15 protein-coding genes, 2 tRNA genes and 1 rRNA gene are annotated in these 20,361 nt (G+C 29.5%); 10 read left to right on the top strand and 8 right to left on the bottom strand.

All coding sequences use genetic code 11. The features are described 5' to 3' along the window. Window positions 1-331 precede the first annotated feature (331 nt). From LJI21_02610 to dusB, 5 genes are all read right to left on the bottom strand, one after another. Window positions 332-1,528, bottom strand: a complete 1,197-nt coding sequence (locus LJI21_02610; GenBank protein ID WFW29642.1) for a hypothetical protein — start codon at window positions 1,526-1,528, stop codon at window positions 332-334. A gap of 69 nt (window positions 1,529-1,597) precedes the next feature. Next, window positions 1,598-1,972, bottom strand: a complete 375-nt coding sequence (gene sdhD, locus LJI21_02605; protein WFW29641.1) for a succinate dehydrogenase, hydrophobic membrane anchor protein — start codon at window positions 1,970-1,972, stop codon at window positions 1,598-1,600. Beyond that, on the bottom strand, window positions 1,969-2,355 hold the full coding sequence (gene sdhC / locus LJI21_02600) for a succinate dehydrogenase, cytochrome b556 subunit (protein WFW29640.1): 387 nt from the start codon (window positions 2,353-2,355) through the stop codon (window positions 1,969-1,971). The genes sdhD and sdhC overlap by 4 nt, the downstream gene beginning before the upstream one ends. Window positions 2,356-2,466: 111 nt before the next feature. Next, a 16S ribosomal RNA gene (locus tag LJI21_02595) occupies window positions 2,467-3,971 on the bottom strand. A 1,044-nt stretch (window positions 3,972-5,015) separates the two neighbouring features. Further along, on the bottom strand, window positions 5,016-5,996 hold the full coding sequence (dusB, locus tag LJI21_02590) for a tRNA dihydrouridine synthase DusB (protein WFW29974.1): 981 nt from the start codon (window positions 5,994-5,996) through the stop codon (window positions 5,016-5,018). Between the two features lie 842 nt (window positions 5,997-6,838). On the opposite strand from dusB, the gene LJI21_02585 reads away from it, so the two are divergent. From LJI21_02585 to LJI21_02570, 4 genes are all read left to right on the top strand, one after another. After that, window positions 6,839-7,429 carry a 50S ribosomal protein L25/general stress protein Ctc gene (locus tag LJI21_02585; protein ID WFW29639.1) on the top strand — a complete coding sequence of 197 codons (591 nt, stop codon included), beginning with the start codon at window positions 6,839-6,841 and terminating at the stop codon, window positions 7,427-7,429. Further along, window positions 7,429-7,971 carry an aminoacyl-tRNA hydrolase gene (gene pth, locus LJI21_02580; protein ID WFW29638.1) on the top strand — a complete coding sequence of 181 codons (543 nt, stop codon included), beginning with the start codon at window positions 7,429-7,431 and terminating at the stop codon, window positions 7,969-7,971. The genes LJI21_02585 and pth overlap by 1 nt, the downstream gene beginning before the upstream one ends. Before the next feature lie 203 nt (window positions 7,972-8,174). Next, a tRNA-Pro gene (locus tag LJI21_02575) sits at window positions 8,175-8,248 on the top strand. Window positions 8,249-8,292: 44 nt separating this feature from the next. Beyond that, on the top strand, window positions 8,293-9,279 hold the full coding sequence (locus LJI21_02570) for a quinone oxidoreductase (GenBank protein WFW29637.1): 987 nt from the start codon (window positions 8,293-8,295) through the stop codon (window positions 9,277-9,279). 357 nt (window positions 9,280-9,636) lie between these two features. Here LJI21_02570 and ftsY read toward each other — a convergent pair whose 3' ends face one another. Continuing rightward, window positions 9,637-10,548 carry a signal recognition particle-docking protein FtsY gene (ftsY, locus tag LJI21_02565; GenBank protein WFW29636.1) on the bottom strand — a complete coding sequence of 304 codons (912 nt, stop codon included), beginning with the start codon at window positions 10,546-10,548 and terminating at the stop codon, window positions 9,637-9,639. A gap of 176 nt (window positions 10,549-10,724) precedes the next feature. On the opposite strand from ftsY, the gene iscU reads away from it, so the two are divergent. From iscU to LJI21_02545, 4 genes are read left to right on the top strand one after another with little or no spacing between them, the layout of a single operon-like run. Beyond that, the gene (gene iscU / locus LJI21_02560; GenBank protein WFW29635.1) at window positions 10,725-11,117 is read left to right on the top strand and encodes a Fe-S cluster assembly scaffold IscU; all 393 of its coding nucleotides are present in this window, start codon (window positions 10,725-10,727) and stop codon (window positions 11,115-11,117) included. An 18-nt stretch (window positions 11,118-11,135) separates the two neighbouring features. After that, a complete protein-coding gene (locus tag LJI21_02555; GenBank protein WFW29634.1) occupies window positions 11,136-11,525 on the top strand; it encodes an iron-sulfur cluster assembly accessory protein in 390 nt (129 codons plus the stop codon). Continuing rightward, complete coding sequence (locus tag LJI21_02550; GenBank protein WFW29633.1) at window positions 11,518-11,973, top strand: molecular chaperone Hsc20; 456 nt, start codon at window positions 11,518-11,520, stop codon at window positions 11,971-11,973. Before LJI21_02555 ends, LJI21_02550 begins: the two co-directional genes overlap by 8 nt. Then, window positions 11,951-13,804: an Hsp70 family protein gene (locus LJI21_02545; GenBank protein ID WFW29632.1), complete on the top strand. Its 1,854-nt coding sequence runs from the start codon at window positions 11,951-11,953 to the stop codon at window positions 13,802-13,804. Before LJI21_02550 ends, LJI21_02545 begins: the two co-directional genes overlap by 23 nt. 12 nt (window positions 13,805-13,816) lie before the next feature. Here the strand turns inward: LJI21_02545 and lepB are convergent, their stop codons facing one another. Beyond that, on the bottom strand, window positions 13,817-14,575 hold the full coding sequence (gene lepB, locus LJI21_02540) for a signal peptidase I (protein ID WFW29631.1): 759 nt from the start codon (window positions 14,573-14,575) through the stop codon (window positions 13,817-13,819). Window positions 14,576-15,326: 751 nt separating this feature from the next. On the opposite strand from lepB, the gene LJI21_02535 reads away from it, so the two are divergent. Together LJI21_02535 and LJI21_02530 are read left to right on the top strand one after the other, a co-directional pair. Continuing rightward, entirely contained in the window at window positions 15,327-16,676 is a 1,350-nt protein-coding gene (locus LJI21_02535; protein ID WFW29630.1) for a dihydroorotase, read from the top strand. A gap of 874 nt (window positions 16,677-17,550) precedes the next feature. Continuing rightward, a tRNA-His gene (locus LJI21_02530) sits at window positions 17,551-17,623 on the top strand. 358 nt (window positions 17,624-17,981) lie between these two features. On the opposite strand, the gene lon is transcribed toward LJI21_02530, so the two are convergent. Continuing rightward, window positions 17,982-20,348 (bottom strand): endopeptidase La, encoded by a 2,367-nt coding sequence (gene lon / locus LJI21_02525; protein ID WFW29629.1) that lies wholly within the window; start codon window positions 20,346-20,348, stop codon window positions 17,982-17,984. Between the last annotated feature and the right edge of the window lie 13 nt (window positions 20,349-20,361).

Here is a 20,361-nt window from a genome sequence, read left to right as displayed (position 1 = left end):
AGTGGTTTTGGTCGGGAATGTTAATTTATATTAACTTATATAGATTAGTTGATTTTTAAATACTTAAAATGCTAAAATATTTTTGTAGGCAGGGGGTGAAATTTTGCATAAGAAGTAGTAAAATATGGATAGGCTGATGGAATTTTGTGTTATAGAAAATATAATGCGGTTCTAAATTTTAGAGGTGCATTAATTACTATCTAGTAATCATTATGATAGTAATTTTTATTTTACTTTCGAATAAAAAAGAGTCCAATAAAAGAAGTTAAAATTTAAATTTTTAAAAAAGTCTTTATTAAAGTGTGGTAATAAAGAAAGGTGTTTGGATAAACTATAGTTGTTGGTAAGGTATTTTTAAATTTTTTATTTTTTGTGTTACTCTTCTAGAGTAAAGAAGAGTAGTATAAGGAGTATAAATACTGTTTTTAAATGTTATTTCTTTGTTGATTTTTTCATTTTGTAGTTTTTTTGGGTTTTTTCTTTGTTCTATGTTATTAATCTCATTAATTTTGTTTGATATATCTTTTAATTTTTTTTCAAGATTGGGTTCTTTATTGTCAAGTTCTTTTTGTGTTCCCATAATTCTATATTCAGGATAATAACTATTCTCTTTTAATTTTAATTTTTCCCCCCCAAATTTTACAATTGAGTAATCATTTTTTATTTCTTTCCAGCATTCTTTTATTTGAAATTTCCACATAATCCAATAAGCGTCATCATATTTTTTTTTATTTGTTACTAATAACAAAATTGGAATTTTAAATATTGTTGTTCCAAGGTTTACGAAGTTTTTTATTATTGTTGAGGTGATGAATAAAAAATAACCGAGAGTTTTTGTAATTGAATTTTGTTTATTTATTAAGTATTTTCCTAATTCCATTGGAATGGAAGTAAGTATTCTTACACAGGTTTTAGTTAAATTAGCAATGAAAATAATTGGAACAGATATAAGGCTTTTATCTAATTCTAAATTACCGTTTTGATCTCTAATTTCATAAAAACTAATGTTTAATTTTTTAAAATAGCTATTATATAATAGTTTTCCGTTTTTTTCTTTTTGACCGGTTATTTTATAGATTTTTTTTTCTTTATTTTTTTTTATTGGAACGTGGGAATCTGTTAATTTAAATGATGGATATTTGGAATTAAATATTTCTTTAACTTCTAATATTGGAATATATTTTTTTAAGTCTTCTTTTTTAAAAAGAAATGGTTCGTAAAATTTACGATAATCATTAATTTTATATCTATTTTTATTAACTAGAAAGCTAATAGTAAAATAAAGGTTATTATCGATTTTTTTAATTAGAGTTAAATCAAATTTATATCCTTTGTATTTAAGATAGTATTTTGGCTTTTTATTATATTTTTTAATTTTTTCAATTTTTCCTAACTTTATAAGTTGGTCATAATTTTTTGGATATTGACACTTTCTTCCATCGTATATCATTGCTTTTCTGAATCCATTAATATAAACTTGGGATTTAGGAAAATTGAATAATTTTTTTATTATAAGATATAGCGACATGTTATATTGAAAAAGTGATTTTTATAAAATAGTACCATATTATTAATTAATGAGTGTTGATACAAAAATTTATGTTTTTATAAAAAAAAGGTGCTTGTAAGAGAAAAGAATTGTAAAAGTGAGAGTTATATAAGTGATATTTGATAAATATCTTATACATGTAATCGTAAAAATTCTTATAGGAATATTGTGTATATAGTCTTCACATATCGTTTGCATTCCGAGAACTGCATGCTGAAAAACATGGAACAATAATATAATAAAAAATAAAAGTTCTAAAGGGTGATTAATAGCGTAGAATAACTTGCTATTAAAAGACAATTGTTTATCAGCATAAATACTATGAGAAAATAAATAAGCAAACCAAGGAAATAAAAGTAATAAAATAACGGCAGAGGTACGTTGAATCCACCAATGATACACTGAATTTCGAGATTCATTCATAAAAAAAGTATGAGTGAAAAGGTTATTGCAGAGAAGAGTAAAGTTATTGTTAGTAGTATGGCACTTTTTGAGATTTTAGTAATTTCTAAATTGAGTCCAGCACACCATAATAAGTAACGAATACCATTGAGAAAATGGTATAAAAAGCATGAAATGCATAGAACATAAATAAATTTTATAACGGCAGAATTAGATGATAATAATATATCTAGATATTTTATTATAAATAGTTTGGGAAAATAAACATGCAGTATAAAGTACCAAGATAGCATCATTAGTATTATGAATAATATAATCCCAGTAAGTCTATGAATAATAGAAAAAAAGCTAGTAATTTGTAGCTTATATATTTGTAAATGTGGAGAAAGTGGTCTAAAATTCATATTTTTTTTAAAAATAGAAATAAAAAGTAAATAAAAGTAAAGTAGAAGTAGAGACAGCAATATTACAACTACAACACTATCATCAGAAACAGTGAGTTGTTGTACAAAGCCTAAGGAGGTAATCCAGCTGCAGATTCCCCTACCGCTACCTTGTTACGACTTCACCCCAGTCACTGATTCCACTTTAAATAATTCCCTCCTTGCGGTTAGGTTATTAGTTTTGAGTGAAACCAATTCCCATGGCGTGACGGGCAGTGTGTACAAGACCCGAGAACGTATTCACCGTGGCATGCTGATCCACGATTACTAGCGATTCCAACTTCATGTACTCGAGTTGCAGAGTACAATCCGAACTGAGACGACTTTTAGGGGTTGGCTCAGTCTCACGACTTCGCAGCCTATTGTAGTCACCATTGTAGCACGTGTGTAGCCCACTCCATAAGGGCCATGATGACTTGACATCATCCTCACCTTCCTCCAGCTCATCGCTAGCAGTTTCCTTAAAGTTCCCAGCATTACCTGATGGCAACTAAGGATGAGGGTTACGCTCGTTGCGGGACTTAACCCAACATCTCACGACACGAGCTGACGACAGCCATGCAACACCTGTGTGAAATCCGGCCTAACCGACCCTATTTCTTCAAATAGGTATAATTTCCATGTCAAGGAGTGGTAAGGTTTTTCGCGTTGCATCGAATTAAACCACATGCTCCACCGCTTGTGCGGGTCCCCGTCAATTCCTTTGAGTTTTAATCTTGCGACCGTAGTCCCCAGGCGGAATGTTTAACGCGTTAGCTGTAATACAGAAAATAAATTTTCCCATATTTAACATTCATCGTTTACAGCGTGGACTACCAGGGTATCTAATCCTGTTTGCTCCCCACGCTTTCGCGCCTCAGCGTCAGATTTGAACTAGATAGACGCCTTCGCCACTGGTGTTCCTCCTAATATTTACGAATTTCACCTCTACACTAGGAATTTCTCTATCCTCTTTCAATCTCTAGATCAGTAGTTTTAAAAGCAATTCCAGAGTTGAGCTCTGGGATTTCACTTTTAACTTACTAATCAGCCTACACGCCCTTTACGCCCAATAATTCCGAATAACGCTAGCCCTCTCCGTATTACCGCGGCTGCTGGCACGGAGTTAGCCAGGACTTCTTCTGTGAGTACCGTCATTATCTTCCTCACTGAAAGAGCTTTACAACCCGAAGGCCTTCTTCACTCATGCGGCATGGCTGGATCAGGCTTTCGCCCATTGTCCAATATTCCCCACTGCTGCCTCCCGTAGGAGTCTGGACCGTATCTCAGTTCCAGTGTGGCTGATCGTCCTCTCAGACCAGCTATAGATCATAGTCTTGGTAGGCCATTACCCCACCAACTAACTAATCTAGTATAGGCTCATCTAATAGCGATAAAAATCTTTCCCCCGTAGGGAGTATACGGTATTAGTTGTCATTTCTAACAGTTATTCCGTACTACTAGGTAGATTCCTATATATTACTCACCCGTTTGCCACTAAGTTATATAATAGCAAGTATAATATAACTCCGTTCGACTTGCATGTGTTAAGCCTGCCGCCAGCGTTCATTCTGAGCCAGGATCAAACTCTCAAATTTAGAATATTCAACTTGTGAAAGTTGAAAACAAATCGGATAAATCCGATAGAATAATTAGCTTTATATTGCTGTCTTTATCTCTACTTTAAAAACAACTTTTATTTAACTATTCAAACATCTTTGGGTGTTATTTTATGTAATAAAATTGATGTGTCAATAAGTTTTATTAAGTATCTTTAGGAAGATAGGAATGATGAATTAAATTTTTAGAGTATTTTGTTTCTTTAATATATATTAAAAAGGAAAAGAGATAAATGTGTATGTGTAGCTGTTTATTGTTTTGCTATATTTTTGTATTGCGTTATGAGAAGTTGAGTGAATAAGGTTGTAGTAAGGTTTTTGATACGATCAAATCGTTTCTATATTTTATTTTAGTTTTTTTTGATTAAAGTTGATTTCATATCAGGATGATTAAATTTTTATAGTTTTATTTGTATGTTTTTGATTTTGGGGATTTTAATTAATTATTCAGATTATGAGATAAATTTTATGTTTCCAATTTTTATTGGAGAAGTTTGAATTTTTTTAATTTTAAATTTATTAAGATAAAAAATCTTTTGTTATGAATACTTGTGAGAACATTGGCTTTATATTTTATAATAAGAGATTATTAATGGATTCAATTTTCAATTGAAATTGAAAATTTTAACAACTTAAACTTTATTCGTTGTTTTGGGGTTTTATTATTGTTTCATATTCTAAATATAGAGGTAATGTAATAAAGTATGAAAATGGAGAAAAGGAGGAGTTGGGATTACTTTATAAACTTTATAAGTAGAAGTAGAGTAGATGTATATAGTGTAATGTTATGTTGTTCATGAGTGTTTGTTTGCTTTTTATTTATGTATATGTAGTTTTTAAAAATTTATTAGAATTGTGCATATTAGCGGATTTGTTAGTGGAGGGGTTTATTTTATTATTTGTATAATAATAGAAGATCTTCCTTGGAAGATATGACACTAATTTAGGTGGAGCGGGTTTTCGTTTTAATAAAAAATTATTGAAGTATAAGTGTTTGCATACAATAAAAGAACATTTATTTTGCTATTTATCTCCACGAGAGTCGAATTTTTTTTGATTAAAAAAGTTAAATATGTTTTCTCTCATTTCTGCGCTGTCTGTTGTATTGTTTATTTTTAGACGAAATTCAGATGAACCTTCAATTCCGTAGCTATACCAGCCTATGTGTTTACGTGCTATTTTCACTCCAATATTGTTTCCATAATACTCAAGAATGTTATCGTAATGTTCAAGTATGATTTTTAATTTTTCTGAGGCTGTTGGTTCTAAAATTTTGTTTTTATTTAAAAAATTTATTGCCTGATTAATTAGCCAGGGCTTACCGTAAGTACCACGACCTATCATAATTCCGTCCGCATTAGATTCCGCGAGTGCATTCTGAATATCGTTAATATTTTTAATATCACCATTTACTATTACTGGAATTTTTATTTGTTCTTTAACATTTTTAATGAATTTCCAGTCTGCTTGGCCCCTGTAAAGTTGTGTTCTTGTTCTTCCGTGTACAGTGATCATTTTTATTCCAAGATCTTCTGCAATTTTAGATAAACGTGGGGCATTTCGGTTTTCGTTATCCCATCCAGTGCGCATTTTTATTGTAACAGGTATATTAACCGCCTTAACTACAGCTTCAATTATTTTAGCTGCTTTTTTTTCATCTCGCATTAATGCTGATCCTGCATGACCATTTGTGACTTTTTTAACTGGACAACCAAAATTTATATCTATGATTTTCGTTCCCATATTTTCACTTAATTTCGCAGCTTCCGCCATAATACTAGGTTCGCATCCAGAGAGTTGTACTGCAGTTAACTCATCGGTTTTTGCTTTTTGTATGCTTTGATAGGTTTGTAAAATTACAGCTTTGCTTGCGATCATTTCTGATACTAACAAACTAGCACCAAGTTTTTTTACCGTTTTTCTAAACGGATAATCAGTTACCCCAGACATTGGAGCTAAGATTACCGGAGAACTAATTGTTAGGTTTCCTATTTTAAGTGACATATTGCTAAATAATTTTATGGTTAGGGGAGAGGTATTTTCTGACTGGAACAGAGAACCGTGATAGATCACATAAGCACATAAAAATTCACGCATTATAGTACCTAACTATAATAATTTTATAAAATTTTATTGCAAGTATTTTGTAAAAAATATTTTGCTTTTATAAAATTAGAGCTTTTGTTATACTCATCTTCAGGTATATTTTAATTATTGGTTGGTATCGCGTTTTCGTAATTATTCTTACGAGGTTTTAATGTAAATATTACAATTAAATATCGTTATTATTGTTATCGAAGTACCGATGAGGATATGTATATTGTGTGTTGTCATCTATGTCGTGTTACGATTGGATTGTATAAGGTGGTTTAGTTTGTATTTAACTTTATGAGGTTTTGACTAAGATTCGATCCTTAATTTAGTTTGTTAGTTAATTAACTATGAAGATTTGTATTTTTAGTGAAGGTCTGTTGTGTTTTGTTTTTAGATTTTTAAGTTTTATTTAAGTTTTTTTGATTAAAACAATAATGGAGGTCGTGTTATCAAAAATTTGAACTCATTTATGGATGTGTTTTATTAAGTTGTTATTAGTAGCTATATTATTTTTTAGAATATTTTGTTATGGTTATTATGTAATGTAGTATCGTTAATACACATGTACAAAATATTGTTTAAACTTTTCTGAGTTTGCTCTATTGAGCATTTTATAAAATTTGATGTGTTTTTACATGTTATAAGTGTTTTGAGATGATTGTTTGTTATTTTAATTGAAAATTAGTTGAAAGCTGTTTGTATGTCAGTAATATATTTTAGTTATAATAAATATTACGAGTGAGGAGATTGTTGTGGTAGTAGTTAATGCAGAATTGCGTAATGTAAAAAAAACAAAAGCAGTTTCTTCTTTAAGAAGAGGTGGGTATATACCTGCAGTTATATATGGTAAAGGACGTGATACTATGAATTTGGTTTTATCTACAAAGGAATTCATGAGGCAGTATAAGTCTGGTTTTCTTTCTGCACATTTAATAGAATTGAATATTTTAGGTAAAAGGGAATATGCTCTTATTCGTGATATCCAGTGGCATGTAGTGAAGAACGCTATACAGCATGTTGATTTTCAATTTGTTGATAGGAATAATGAGGTTAAAATAGATATACCTTTATCATTTGTAAACGAAGATAAATCTCCTGGAATTAAGCTTGGTGGAGTGCTTAATATTTTATATCGTTTTATTACAATTAAGTGTTCTCCTGACAAAATACCTCAAGTTATAGAAGTTGATTTGTCTGGCAAGATGATTGGTCAGTCTATACATATAGGTGATATAAAATTACCAGAAGGAATTAAGTTTATTCAAGAGGAAGAAAACTATGCAATAGTTACAATTTCTGCTGCTGATAGTGGTGTCGAAGAATCTCAGGAAGAAAAAAAATAATGTATCTATTAGTTGGGCTTGGTAATCCTGGCGAGAGATATGAATTAACTTATCATAATATGGGTTTTATTATTATTGATGCAATTTGTAAATTTTGGAATTTTGATCCGTTTTATCAAGAAATTGGTTATTTGATAAGTTCTGGGAGAATTAATAAGAATAAGATTGTATTGTTAAAACCTTATTCATTTATGAATAATTCTGGTATTTCGGTTGCAAAAGTACAAAACTTATATAAGTTTTCGTTAGATAATATTATTGTTATACATGACGATGCTGATTTAAAGCTTGGGAAAGTAAAAATGAAAAGGGGTGGTAGTTCCGCCGGACATAAAGGACTTAGATCTATAGATAGTTTTATAAGCAGTGGTTATTGGCGTTTAAGATTTGGAATAGGTAGGCCAAATGATCAAAGAAATTTATCAGATTATGTATTATCTAAGTTTACAAATTTTAGTAGTTTTGCTGATTCAATAAAAAAAATATCAGAAAATATACACTTAGTTTTGCAAGGAAATGGTTTTCATTGGGATTTTGAGTAAATGTTTCGATTCTAATAAATGACATTAGGGTTTATGATTAGAGTTTTTATGAGATGATGCAAATAGAAAATTATATTAATTCTTAGTTTTTATATAATTGAATTGCTTTATATTAAATAAATTGTTAAGTAAAGTGAATAAACGTTTCCAATCAATGGATCTTGAATTTTATCCCAGTTATTGTTACTATGAGGGAAGGGGGTCGGGGCGTAGCGCAGCTTGGTAGCGCATTTGGTTTGGGACCAAAGGGTCGGGAGTTCAAATCTCTCCGCCCCGATTTTTAGTAGAGATTCTTATATAAATTTCTAAAAATATAAAAATATGTCTAGTACGATTAAGGCTGTGCAAATAAAAAAAATTGGAGGACCTGAAGTACTGGAATTTGTAGATAAAAATATAGGGGAACCAAAAGGCGAAGAAGTTTTAGTACGTCATACAATTATAGGTTTAAATCGTTATGATTTAGAATGTAGGAATGGTGTTCGTAGAATTAGAAATTTACCGTTAGTGCCTGGAATAGAAGCGGTTGGAATCGTTGAAAAACTTGGTGAAAAAGTTAATAGCCTAGAGATTGGAGATAGAGTTGGATATTGTACAGCCCCGTTTGGGGCATATTGTGAAAAACGCATTATAAATCAAAAGTATTTGATAAAGATTCCAGATGAAATATCCAATGAAATTGCAGCAGCAGTGTTATTAAAAGGTATGACAGCTCACTATTTAGTTAATCATTCTTATAAAATAAAGCCTGGTGCTGTTGTGTTAGTACATGGAGCAAGTGGTGGTTTGGGACAAATAATATGTCAATGGGCAATGAATAAAAAGGGGGTAGTTATAGGGTCTGTGAGTTCTGATGAGAAGATGAAAATAGCTTTGCAGAATGGTTGTGAATATGTGATAAATTACAATGATAAGAATTTTCTTTCTAAAATAATGAAAATTACGCAGAATAGAGGAGTAAATGCAGTATATGATCCAATAGGTTTTGTTATAAGCAAACTTTCTTTTAAGTCTTTGGGAAGATTTGGTATATATGTTTCTTATGGACAAATATCTGGAAGAGCTCCTATTAGTTTTTCTTTACTTAGTTCACGTTCATTGTTTGCTACTGGAACTTCGATATATCATTACAAATATGATAGGTTTACACTTATACTTACTGCGATGGAGATTTTTGAAATGATAAAGAAAAAACTTTTAATAATAAAGATTAATAAAAAGTATAAATTTAGCGAAATAATAAAGGCTCATCGTGATATAGAGAGTAGAAAAGTAAGTGGGTTAAATATTATTAAAATTTTTGAATAATTGAAAGATAATTTTAGAGAGGGAAAATCTCACGGTATTAATATAAGAGGGTTTTTTATTTTTGTTTTGGTAATTTTATTATGATTTGGCGGTCTATATTTTTATATCTATAAAATTATAACGAAGATATGATAAAATATTGACAGTTAAGGTATATTTATTAGGATTTTCAATCCACAATGTTCTTTTGAAGGGTTGATATTTTTATTGGGAAATAATTATAATTTTTGTCTTACTTAACAATATTTTTATGCTTTGCAAGAAGATTTAAGGAATAGAATTAAAATCTAAAAAGGGAACGTTGTTTTGTGTAGAGGATCACTTATTGCGATTTGGAGTGGATGTACAATTAAACTTTTAATTATTTTGAAATAAAGCTTTAGTAAATTCTTTACTAGAGAATTCTTTGAGATCTTCTACGTTCTCACCAATTCCTACGGCATGTAATTTTATCTTATAAATTTCTGCAAGTCCGATTATTACCCCACCTTTAGCAGTGCCATCTAATTTAGATATAATTAATCCAGTGATGTTTACCATTTTATTAAATTCTTCTAACTGATTATAAGCATTTTGTCCTGTAGTTGCATCTAAAATTAGAATAACATTATGCGGAGCAGCATTATCTATTTTTTTTATTGTTTTATATATTTTTGATAGTTCTTCCATAAGATTAAAGTTATTTTGTAATCTACCAGCCGTATCAATTAGAATGATATCGATATTATCTTTTATAGCTTGATTTATAGCTCTATATGCTATACTTGCGGAATCATTGCCATATTTTCCGGTGACAATAGAGCAATTAGAACGTTTAGCCCAAATATTTAGCTGCTCACTAGCTGCAGCTCTAAATGTATCACATGCAACAAGCATTACAGATTTTCCAATTTCTTTATATTTATGTGCAAGTTTACCTATTGTTGTGGTTTTACCATTCCCATTTACTCCGCATATCATTATTATTTGTGGTTTTTTATTTATGATTATAGGTTGCGCAACAGGACTTAGTATTGATTCTATTTCATTCATTAATTGTTGTATAACAACACTGTACTCAGCCTTATCATCAAATTTGATATTTTTAAGTTTATTGATAATTGATTTAGAAGTTTTGTGGCCAATATCCATACTAATTAGTAATTCTTCTAGTTCATCTAAAAGAAATTGATCTATTTTTTTTTTATTATAAAATATATCTTTTATTCCATTACTAAAGTGAAGGGAGGTTTTTAACAAGCCCCTATAAAGATTATTAAATAAATTCAAGGAAAATTCTCCTTTAAATAATATAATAAGGAAAGAATGACATACTATGAGTACTTGTAAAGAAAAATACTTTAATAAAATGTAATTTTGTGTAGATAAAACGTTTTGGGTTTACTTTGGTTTCTAATTTAGATATGTTATTATACTAAAAGTGAATAGTTTATGGTAGTCATATTATGAGTTATAATGAAAAAATTTTAGATCATTACGAAAATCCAAGGAATGTTGGCTCTCTTGATAAAGATGATCCAAATGTTGGTACTGGATTAGTTGGAGCTCCATCATGCGGTGATGTTATGAAGTTGCAAATAAGGGTTAATAATAAGGGCGTTATTGAGGATGCGAAGTTTAAAACTTTTGGCTGTGGTTCTGCAATTGCTTCGAGTTCTTTGCTTACAGAAATGATCAAAGGGAAAACTATTGAAGACGCAACAAAAATAAGAAATACGCACATAGTAAAGGAGTTGTCTTTACCACCGGTAAAAGTACATTGTTCAGTGCTTGCTGAAGATGCTATAAAGGCGGCTATTTGTGATTATCAAAATAAGCAAGATGATAGGCTAAGTTAAGTATAAAACATATGAGTTATGGTAGTAAATATTACGAAGACAGATAGGAAACTTATTACTATCACTGCAAATGCGATAGAAAAAATAAAATATTTGTTAGATAAAAAACATGACGATTCTGAAAAGATAAGAGAAACGATAGGGATAAGAATTTTAGTTAAACAAAAGGGATGTTCTGGATTAAAGTATAATATTGAATATGCGTACAATATACGTCCCTTAGAATTAGTAATTGAAGAGTATTGTAACGATGGTCAAAAAATTAGAATATTAATCGACCCAAAATCTGTTATGTTTATTCTTGGTTCTGAAATAGATTATATAGAAAAAAATTTTTCATCTGGTTTTGTTTTTAAAAATCCTAATGAAAAAGGGAAGTGTGGTTGTGGAGAAAGTTTTTATGTCTAACTATTTTGCATTATTTGGGATTGAACCTATTTTCGATATTAGTCTCGATGAGTTGGAGAAAAGATATATTGATCTTAGTAAAATTGATATAAATGAAAAACAATCACAAAACATGAGAAATATAAATAAGGCTTATCAAGTACTTAAATCACCGCTGAGACGTGCAGAGCATTTGTTAGATCTTTTTCATATAAAAAATGACTATAAAAATCAGCAAAATAATGATAAGTTTTTAATTGAAATAGGGGGAGAATATCTTTCTCTTCATGAGAATTTGCAATTTGCGAGCAAGATAATTAATAAAAAAATAGAATTTTGTGTTAAAAATTTGATTAATGCTTTTGCTATAAAGAATTTTAATGAAGCTATTATACAAGTTTCGAGATTAAGGTATTTGTATAAGTTATTTGAGGAAATAAAAAAAAATGTTACCAATTCAAATTTCTGAACCGAATTTAGGTGAAATAGTGTTTGGTATAGATCTTGGTACTACCAATTCTTTAATTGCCGTGGTAAATAAGATTGGTGAAGTAGAGATATTTAAAGATGAACAAGGAAGAGAACTTTTGCCATCCATTATTTCGTATGAAGATAACGTGTTGAAAATTGGTTATGATATTAGAAAATCATGTGCAATTTACTCAATAAAGCGTTTAATGGGTAAAAGTGTTAAAGATTTATATAAAGAAAATGTAAATTTTGAAATTGATAATAAAAGCGAAAAAGTTATTAGGATAAAATGTGCAAAAGGTAAATATCTTACTCCTGTTGAAATTTCTGCTGAAATATTAAAAGCTTTATGTGAGAGAGTGAGAAGATATAATGGAATAATAGTAAAAAAAGCAGTAATTACTGTACCAGCTTATTTTGACGATTCAGCGCGTAATGCAACTAAATATGCTGCAAAATTAGCTGGTATAGAAGTTCTTCGTCTTATTAATGAACCAACTGCTGCAGCACTTTCTTATTTAAGAAAAAAGAATAGTAAGAACGGAATATATGCTGTTTATGATTTAGGAGGTGGAACATTTGATATTTCAATATTAAAGTTACATCGAGAAGTGTTTCAGATACTTGCAGTTGGTGGCGACACCAAACTTGGTGGTGATGACTTTGATCATCTGCTGAATTTAGTTATACTAGATAAGTATAAAAAACAAGTAAGTAGTTTAAATGAAAATGTTATTTCTAGATCTGAATGTTTACGTTTAAAAAATTTAGTTATAAATGATGATGTACAGTGGAATGATAAAGATTTAACTTCATCACCAGTTACTCCTTTAATTGGAGCATCATTTGTTGAGTTACGTACTGTGAAAGAATACCTGAGTAAAAATTCATCTGGTATTTTTAAGTTCAATATTAATGGAAGGTTTTTTGAATGTGAAATTACAAAAAAGGAATTTGAGCAAGCAATTAAATCTTTTGTTAATAAAACTATTGATATAGTTACTCGTACTATAAATGATGTAAATCTTGGAATTGACGATATTAAGGGAGTAATTTTAGTTGGCGGTGCAACTAGAGTGCCATTAGTTTATAGTTCGTTGGTTAAACTTTTTGGTAGTAATAAAATATTAAATGATATAGATCCAGACAGAGCAATTGTTATTGGAGCTGCTTTACATGCTCATTATTTGACTTCAAGTTCGAGAAATAAAAGTATTCTCTTAGATGTTTTACCATTATCTCTTGGTATAGAAACTATAGGAGGAATGGTTGAAAAAATTATACCAAGAAATACACCATTACCTGTTTCAGAAATAAGAGAGTTTACAACTTATGTTGATGGACAAACAGCAATTAAAATTCATGTTTGCCAAGGGGAGCGCGAAATGGTAGAAGATAATAAATCTTTAGCTCAATTTGAGCTTAAGGGTATATTGCCACTTCCTGCAGGTTCCGTGAAAGTTGAGATAGAATTTACGGTTAATGTTGATGGGATACTTACTGTTACTGCGAGGGATAAAGCTACAGGAATTGAGCAAGTAGTTGAAATAAACTCGAGCTTTAATTTAAGTGAAACCGATATTAAAGATATGGTTAATCAATCAGTAAGTAATTTTGATAAAGATATTAAGGTTCGTTCTATTGTAGAAGCTAAAATTAATGGTAATAAACTTATACATTTGATTGAACGTAATAATAGCTTTTCTTCTAATCAAGAGTTAAAAATTCTATTGCAGAATGCAAAAAAAGTTTTACAAGAAGATGATGATTTGGATAAAATTAATAATGCTATTTCAAAATTAGAGGAAATTCTTTTTAGAAGAGAATAAGATAAATAAATTTTATAGAGTTTTATGTAATATTCTATCAAGTCTAAGTGCAATAGGTATTCTAAAATTAAATGGTAACCAGTTGACCTTACTTAATTTAAATGATAACCCAACTATACTGACGCGGCCAATTATATTTTCTATTGGGACATAACCAACTTCAAAAAATCTACTATCAAAGGAATTATTTCTATTATCTCCCATAACAAAAAATTGATTGTTGGGTACATAGTAAACTGGAGTATTATGTGAAAAATTATTGGAAAGACTGCTATCTATTAGAATTTCATATTTTCTTTTATTTGGAAGAATTTCTATATATCTAGGTATACTACGATTTGATTCGTAATCAAGAAAATTTTCAATTTGTTTTCGTTTTATTTTTTGATCATTTAAATACAACTCTCCATCTATTATTTGTACTTTATCACCAGGTATTCCTATTATTCGCTTAACAAATCTGATACTATCATTTTTTGTTGGCTTAAAAACTATTATATCGCCTCGTTCTGGAGGAGTATAAAAGATTCTACCGCTGAAGATATTAAAATAAAATGGAAAGGAGTATTTACTATAACCGTAGGCGTATTTATTAGTTAAAATATAATCTCCCTCAAGTAAGGTACTTTTCATTGAGCCAGAAGGAATGTGAAATGGTTCGAATAAAAAACTACGTATTGATAATGCAATTAAGAGCAAAAAAAATAATGAATATAAAAATTTCCCTGTTTTTATTATCCAGTTTTCTTTTAATTCTTTTAGTTTTTTCAAAGTTCATTCCTGCATAAACTATATAATGTATATAGTAACAAAAAATTTTGTAGTGTAATAATAAATATTATTGATATGTATATAATAATTATTAATAAGTTGTGATCTGAATCACATCCCTCAAAAATTGAGATACATGGTATATATAGTGTATAAAATGAGTTAACGAGTAAAATTATTAGGTTTTTTCATTAAATGAATTGGAAATTTAGAGTTAGTTTTCATAAAATTTTAGCATGGATTATTTTATAGATTTATTATGTTTTTGTGTATTTTTATCGATCTTGTTAAGAGTAAATAAAGGTTTTTAGTTTTAGGGCACAGTATTTAATATTTGTGATCATAAGGTAAAAAAGAAGATAATGTTGGTCTATTGTATTTGAAAGATTTTATAAGTGTATTATGAACTTATGTTTATTAATACTGGATATTATTAGAAAATTTGAAAATTAAGATAAAAATAGAGGGAAATAAAAGATTTTGTAAATGAAGGTTTAAAATATAAATAAGGTAATGGTTTTACAATGTAAGATTATAAAATCTAAAGGGGAATTATTATTTAAGTGTACTAATGATTAAAGAGGATGAGATTAGAAAATATAATTAAAAAGGGATACGTATAGATTTTATTTAGTTTTATAAAAAATTTATAGTGTTGTTTTTTAGATTTAAATGATTTAAAGTGTTTTTAGTATTGTTCAAAATTTTATTTTGAACATTATTTAGGTTCGTTTTATGATCGAGATTTTTAATGACCAAGATTTGGAGCTTGTTGCAGACAGGACAAAAAGATGGTTATAAGGTAGCATATACGAATGCTCGTATTATTGATCCAGAAACTAAGTTAGATATAAGAAAGGGTACATTGTTGACTGAGGGGAGTAGAATTGTTGATTTTGGTGAGTTTCTATTTTCGAATGGAGTCTTAACAAGTGAAGTTGATGAGGTAGTGGATTGTAGTGGACTTACTATTATACCAGGTCTTGTTGATATTCATGTGCATTTTCGTGAACCCGGTCAGGAGTATAAGGAGACTATATATACTGGTAGTAGATCTGCTGCTGCAGGAGGAGTTACAACTGTAGTTTGTCAGCCTAATACTATTCCAGCAATTGATAGTGTTATTTTGGCTAGGTATCTAAAATATAGAGCATTTGAAACTTCTCATGTAAAAATCGAATTTTATGCTAAGGTCACTACTTCTTTGGAGGAAAAATTAACTGAAATGGCTCTTCTGGTTAAGGAAGGTGCAGTTGGATTTACTAATGACGGTATACCAATTATGAATTCAATGATTATGAGGCAAGCATTACTTTATTCAAGTATGTTAAATGTTCCAATTGCTCAGCATGCAGAAGATTTAAATTTGTCAGCAGGTGGTGTGATTAATGAAGGTAAAATTTCTGAGGAGTTAGGAGTAAAAGGGATTTTAAGTGCTTCGGAATCTATTATAGTAAGTCGTGATATATTACTTATGAAGGATATAAAAAATGCTCGTTATCATATTTTACATGTTTCTGCAAAAGATTCACTTGATATTATTAAGTATGCAAAAAACTTGGGATTAAATGTTACATGCGAAGTAACGCCTCATCATTTTACTTTAACTGAGGATGCTATAAAAAGACATGGAGTAACTGCTAAAATGAATCCGCCGCTTCGTACTGAAGAAGATAGATTAGCTATAGTTGAGGCTTTAAAAACTGGATTGATTGATTGTATCGCAACCGATCATGCGCCACATGATCCTTCTTCTAAGGATCTTTCGCTTAAAGACTCTGCGTTTGGTATTATAGGTCTTGAAACTATACTACCTCTTTCACTTGAGCTTTATTATGGTGGGCAAATTAGTCTATTTGATATACTTGCAAAATTGACATATAAGCCTGCAGATATAATACGTGTACCTCGTGGTCGCATACAAAAAAATTTTACTGCAGATTTAGCTTTAGTCCATTTAGATTATGAATGGGAGATTGAAGTTGATACTTTTGCGAGTAAATCAAAGAATTCTCCTTTTAATGGACGCAAAGTGAAAGGATATGTAGTACGGACTGTTGTATCTGGAAAAACTGTATTTTTAGATGAATCTTTTACATAGGGTCCGGGTTCTTTTAAAGGGAGTCTATAAGTTAGTAGTTTAGTAATATTTTATTAATAAATTATTATGATATTAAATGAAATAAATGGAAGAGAGATAGTTTTAAGTGTGGGCAAAATTTAAATATTACTAGATTTGGTGTTAGAAAGAGAGGAAACAGGTAAGTGAAAAAATTTTTATCTGTAAAATTAATACATTTTATAGCGTGAAATAGCGATAAAGGATTATACAAAAATTGTTTGGTTAATGCTTTATAAATTTTTGTTTAAAAGTTTTAATATAAGTTTAGTTTCTATTAAAATAATAATGTTATAGATATAACAGTTGTAGAAATAAAAGAAAGATATTAATGTAATTAAAATAGCATATAAAAAGTTTTATGTTAAATTATTTTAGTAAGTTTAGTTAAAGTACTAAGATAGGAAGGTTTATAAAAGTGAGTGAACTAAAGATTTTTTAAAAAATTACTGGGTTATTTGTATAGGGAACAAACCTTTTTAAAGATAAGAGTTTGTTTTATTGTTTTAACAGATAATAGATTTATATAGGGATTTCTAGCTCATTTTTGGAAAGTATGTTCTAAAAAAAAAGAGATAGAGATACACAAGAGGTATGCCATCTTAGGGGAAAAGTAGTAGGTATTTGCGAAATATTTTTTGGTGAAGTGATATTTTACATTACGCTATATATAATTTAATATACGTTTTTTTTGATAGAAGAAGTTATAAACCAAATTTTTGAAATTGATTTATTAACCGACAAAATTACTTTGGAATTTTATTGAAAATTATTTTAATGGGTTGCATTTTAAAAATTAATTGACTTTTTTATATTATATTACTATGGTAGGATGCACTGAAGTGTTTGCATTTTGGCGGGCGTAGCTTAATTGGTAGAGCGTTAGTTTGTGGTGCTGAATGTTGCCAGTTCGATTCTGGTCGCTCGCCCGTTTTGTTTGTAAAACAGAGAAATATATCTCTTCTTCACAAGAGATAGAGTTTTTATTGTTTCATCTTTTTTCTTATTGATCTTCTGATTGTGTTTTAATTGATTGCTAAATTTTCTAGTTTAGACTTAGTGAAATAATTTTAACTAAACATAACTAAATGGAGTTTACAAATGAAAAAAGGAAGGCTATTAAATAATGAAAGCAATTGCTTTTATATATTTATATATATTATTTAATAGTCTTTAATTTTAATAGTTTTTATAATGAAAATTCATATTTCTCTTTTTATATAAATTGTTATAAATAAATGTTATAAAGAGGAGAATTTTAGGGGCAGTAATGGGGGGGTAGGGCTTTTAATTAGAAGTAGGTTGTTGTATTAAAGCAATTTTTATAATCTCATTAATGTTTTTAACAAAAACTACATTGATTTTTTCTTTAATGTTTGCCGGTATCTCTTGCATATCTTTTTCATTTTCACTAGGTATAATTACAATTTTTATTGATCCTCTTAGTGCTGCTAGTAATTTTTCTCTTAAACCTCCGATAGCTAAAACTTTTCCGCGTAGTGTTATTTCACCTGTCATAGCGATATTTTTATTAACAGGTATGTTTGTCATAAGAGAAACAATGGATGTGCACACTGCGCTACCTGCAGAAGGGCCATCTTTTGGTATAGCTCCTTCAGGTAAATGAAGATGTATATCATTTTTTTGAAATTTTTCAGGTTTTATACCAAAGGATAGACAGTTTGATCTGATATAACTATATGCGGCTTTTATAGATTCTTGCATAACTTCTCCAAGTTTTCCCGTATATTTTATTTCGCCTTTTCCTGGTATTAAGACTGATTCTATCATTAGGATATCACCACCTGCTTCAGTATAAGCTAATCCAGTTACTACACCTACTAAACTTTCATTTTCCGCAATATTGAATGTATATTTGCGTACTCCTAAATAATTTTGTAAATCGCTGTCTCTTACATGAATTTTTTTATTTTTATTTTCTAATATTTCTTTGACTGCCTTTCTCATTAGTTTTGCAAGTTCTCTTTCCATGCTACGAACACCGCTTTCACGTGTATATAAGCGTATTAATTTATATAGCGCATCATCAGTTATACTCCATTCTTTTTTTCGTAAACCATGTTCATTTTTTAATTTCGGGATCAAATGGTACTTAGCAATATTAATTTTTTCATCTTCAGTATATCCAGATAATTGAATAATTTCCATTCTGTCATGTAAAGGATGAGGTAAATTTAAACTATTTGCTGTAGCTACAAACATTACACTTGAAAGATCGAATTCAACTTCTAGGTAATGATCTATAAAATGCTTGTTATGTTCAGCGTCTAAAACTTCCAATAATGCTGATGCAGGGTCACCACGTGAATCAGAGCCCATTTTATCTATTTCGTCAAGTAAAAAAAGTGGATTGCACGAATTAGCTTTTTTTATGTGTTGAATAACTTTGCCAGGCATTGAACCAATATAGGTTTTTCTATGACCACGTATTTCAGATTCGTCGCGTACACCTCCCAAAGCTATACAAACAAAATCCCTTCCTAGTGCTTTTGCCATGGATCTAGCTAAGGAAGTTTTACCAACGCCAGGCGGCCCCAATAAACAAAGTATTGGGCCTTTAATTTCTTTTACTCTTTTTAGCACTGCTAAAAATTCTATTATTCTATCTTTTACTTTTTCTATGCCATAATGGTTTTCATTTAAAATTTTTTTAGCTGTATTTAAATTAATTTTTGTATCTTTATATTTACCCCAAGGTAAATCAAGTAACCAATATAGATAGTTGGATATAACTGTAGCTTCGGGAGAAATCGGATTCATTTTTTTATATCTTTTTAATTCAGTTATGGCCTTCTCTTTTGCTTCTTGAGAAAGCTTTGTTTCTTCTATTTTTTTTTCAAATTCATTTATTATGCTTCCTTCTTCTCCATTCTCAAATTCACCTAATTCTTTTTGTATAGCTTTTAACTGCTCGTTAAGATAATAAGCTTTTTGAGTGTTCTCGACCTGTGATTTAATTGTTTTATATAAATGATTTTGTGCATTTAAAATGCTAATTTCTCTTTCAATAAAAGTAAAAGTTTTTTTTAAGCGTTCTTCTAAGCTATATGTTTCAAGTATGTTCTGTTTATCAGATGCTTTTATATTCAAATATGAAACTACTGTATCTACAAGTAGATCAATTTCTTTAATTTGCTCAATTGGATTAATGATAACATCAGGTTGGTTTTTTTTGTTTAGTTTACACCAGCTATCAAATGCATCTATGACACATCGTCTTAAAGCTTCTAAATCAATATTATTTTCGTCTCCTTTATATTTGTTATGATGATTATCTAATTCTACTTTAGCCTGTAATAAGGTATGAGTATCTATATATTTAATAGCTCTTCCTCTACTTATTCCTTGAATTACAACCTTTACTGCATTATCAGGTAGTTTTATTAGTGGCTGTATAATATTTGCTAATACACCTACTTCGTAAAGATCTTGTGGTTCTGGGTTATCAAGGGAACCATCTTGCTGTGCTACTAGAAAAATTTTATTTTGGTGGCAATTGTTATTGATTGCGTGCTCTAGCGCGTTGATAGATTTTTCTCTTCCTATAAATAAAGGTATTACTACGCCCGGAAAAATTACTACATCTCTCAAGGGCAATACTGGTAACGTAGTGAGATTAGAATCTATAGGCATATTTAATATTTAT

This window comes from Wolbachia endosymbiont of Menacanthus eurysternus (assembly GCA_029715105.1).
GTDB lineage: Bacteria > Pseudomonadota > Alphaproteobacteria > Rickettsiales > Anaplasmataceae > Wolbachia.
This window is presented reverse-complemented; position numbering and strand designations above follow the sequence as displayed.